General features: G+C 76.0%; 1 protein-coding gene. It reads right to left on the bottom strand.

Going from position 1 to position 1,231, the window contains the following annotated elements:
* The coding region (locus AB8Z75_RS34895; protein WP_369209148.1) for an energy-coupling factor transporter transmembrane component T at positions 1–1,155 on the bottom strand (1,155 nt) is incomplete at its 3' end.
* Positions 1,156–1,231 lie beyond the last annotated feature (76 nt).

Here is a 1,231-nt window from a genome sequence, read left to right on the forward strand (position 1 = left end):
GGCTCGTGCGCGTCCTCGTAGACGACCGAGACGTGGTCGAAGGTGATCACTGCGTGCTCTCCTCGTCGTCGTTCCGGACCGCGCGGGCGCTGCGGGGAGCGCGTCGGCGGCGCTGATCATCAGTCCGGCGACGGCCGCTCCCGACGCGGCGGCCTGGAGCGGGACGGCGGGAGGCGCGAGCGCCGCGGGGAGCGCGTCGGCGGCGCTGATCATCAGTCCGGCGACGGCCGCTCCCGACGCGGCGACCAGCCAGGCGCGCGGGCCCCACCGGTCCGGGCGGTAGCGGGTGCGGACGGTGCGTCTGCCGCCCAGCCACAGCCCTGCCAGTGCGAGTGCCAGTCCCGCCAGCAGCACCGGCAGCCCGAAGCCGGCGCCCTGTGCGGCCAGCAGGCCGTAGGTGCCGGCGCACACGCCAAGGAGCCCACCGAGGGTGAGTGCGGTGGTGGTGCGCCGTACCGCGACCGGTACGCGTGCCGTGCGGCCGTATCCGCGCGCGTCCATCGCCGCCGCGAGCGCCACCGAGCGCTCCAACGCGCCCTCCAGCACCGGGAGCCCGACCTGGACCACTCCGCGCAGCCCGCGCGCGCCGCGCCCCCGCAGCCGGCGTGCCGCCCGCAACCGTCGCACGTCGGCGACGAGGTGGGGCGCGAACGTCATCGCGACCACGACCGCGACCCCGGCCTCGTAGAGGGCGCCCGGCAGTGACTTGAGCAGCCGGGCGGGGTTGGCGAGGGCGTTCGCCGCTCCGACGCAGACGAGCAGGGTCGCCAGTTTGAGCCCGTCGTACAGGGCGAAGACCATGCCCTCCACCGTCACTCTCCCGCCGATCCGCACGCCGCGCGCCCACTCGGGGAGCGGCACTTCGGGCAGTTCTACGAGCAGGTGGGTGCCGGGTACGGGCGAGCCGAGGAAGAACGCGAAGACGAGACGGATGGCGAGCACCAGTACGCCGAGCCTGAGGAAGGCGGCGTACGAGCGGGCCCAGGGGGCGTCGGTGCGGCGCACGGCGACGACGTACCCCGCCACCGCGATCACCAGCGCGAGGAGCAGCGGATTGGTGGTGCGGGACGCGGCGGTGGCCAGCCCCAGCGCCCACAGCCACCAGGCGCCGGGGTGGAGAGCGGTGCTACGGGTGGCGAGCGGCGCTCTGGGCAGGGGCCGGGTGAGGGCTGTCGGCCGGGGGCTAGGAGACGCTTTCGGCCGGGGGCGCGAGGCGCGCCCGCGGGGGAGC

It is taken from the genome of Streptomyces sp. PU-14G, from assembly GCF_041028275.1.
Classification (GTDB): Bacteria; Actinomycetota; Actinomycetes; order Streptomycetales; family Streptomycetaceae; genus Streptomyces.